Below are 1,297 nucleotides of genomic sequence, written 5' to 3'. Positions count from 1 at the left end.
GTGTCATCGGTGATGCTGATCGGAAGGCGCCGCTGCGCGACTATTGCGTCGGCCTGATGGCCTGTGGCGGTCGCAAGAGCGTGGAGCCGATGGCGGCGGTGACGGCTCCGGAGCGGACGGCGGCCCAGCATCAATCGCTGCTGCATTTCGTCGGCAGCGGCGCCTGGTCGGATGAGAAGGTGCTGGGCAAGGTACGCGCCATGGTCCTGCCGGCGATTGAACGCCGGGGCCCAATCGAAGCCTGGATCATCGACGACACCGGATTTCCCAAGCAGGGGCGACATTCGGTTGGAGTTGCACGGCAATATTGCGGGCAGCTCGGCAAGCAGGATAATTGCCAGGTGGCGGTGTCGCTGTCGATTGCCAACCACCACGCCAGCCTGCCTGTCGCCTACCGCCTTTATCTTCCGAAGGAATGGACTGAGGACCGCGATCGACGGCGCAAGGTGGGCATTCCTGCCGAAGTCTGCTTCCAGACCAAGCCGGAGATCGCGCTGGAGCAGTTGCGGTGGGCCTGTGCGAGCGGCAGCCTTCCGCGCGGTGTCGTGCTGATGGACGCGGGCTATGGCAACAACAGCGACCTGCGCACGGAGATCACGGCGCTGGGATTGACCTATGTGGCGGGTCTACTGTCGAGCACGACGGTATGGGCGCCCGGCACCGGTCCCTTGCCGCCGAAGCCATGGTCGGGCCGCGGCCGTCCACCAAAACTGATGCGCCGCAATCGTCAGCATCAGCCAGCCGCCGTCAAAGCGCTCGCGATCGGCCTGCCCGCCCAAGCTTGGCGCACCATAACGTGGCGGAAAGGAACGAACGAAAAGCTGACCTCGCGCTTTGCCCGCGTGCGGGTTCGTGCCGCGCATCGTGATTATTGGCAAACCACCCGGCGAGCGCAGGAATGGTTGCTGATCGAATGGCCGAAAGGCGAGGACCAGCCTACCAAATACTGGCTCTCGACATTGCCGGAGGATGTGACATTCCGGACGCTCGTTGAGACGGCTAAATTGCGCTGGCGCATCGAACGCAACTATCAGGACCTCAAGCAGGAGGTCGGGCTCGGCCACTTCGAGGGACGCGGCTGGCGCGGCTTTCATCATCACGCAACGATGTGCATTGCGGCCTACGGATTCCTGATCTCCGAACGGGAGACGATTCCCCCCTCAGGCGCGCGGCGCGCCCGGCCGATCCCGCTCGCTCGCGTTCCCGCAGATTATAGACCCCGCGGATCCGCCGCTGCGGTCCCAACGTCACATTCCAAACTCGATCGCGACGATGCGACGGCAGCTCGAGCATGGGC

1 protein-coding gene is annotated in these 1,297 nt (G+C 64.3%); it reads left to right on the top strand.

Going from position 1 to position 1,297, the window contains the following annotated elements; translation table 11 throughout:
- Positions 1-5: 5 nt before the first annotated feature.
- On the top strand, positions 6-1,297 hold a 1,292-nt coding region (locus J6525_RS46340), incomplete at its 3' end, for an IS701 family transposase (RefSeq protein ID WP_225649604.1).

The organism is Bradyrhizobium australafricanum (assembly GCF_020329495.1).
GTDB classification, from domain to species: Bacteria; Pseudomonadota; Alphaproteobacteria; order Rhizobiales; family Xanthobacteraceae; genus Bradyrhizobium; species Bradyrhizobium australafricanum.
Note: the sequence above shows the minus strand (reverse complement) of the source record. Positions and strands in the feature narration are given on the sequence as shown.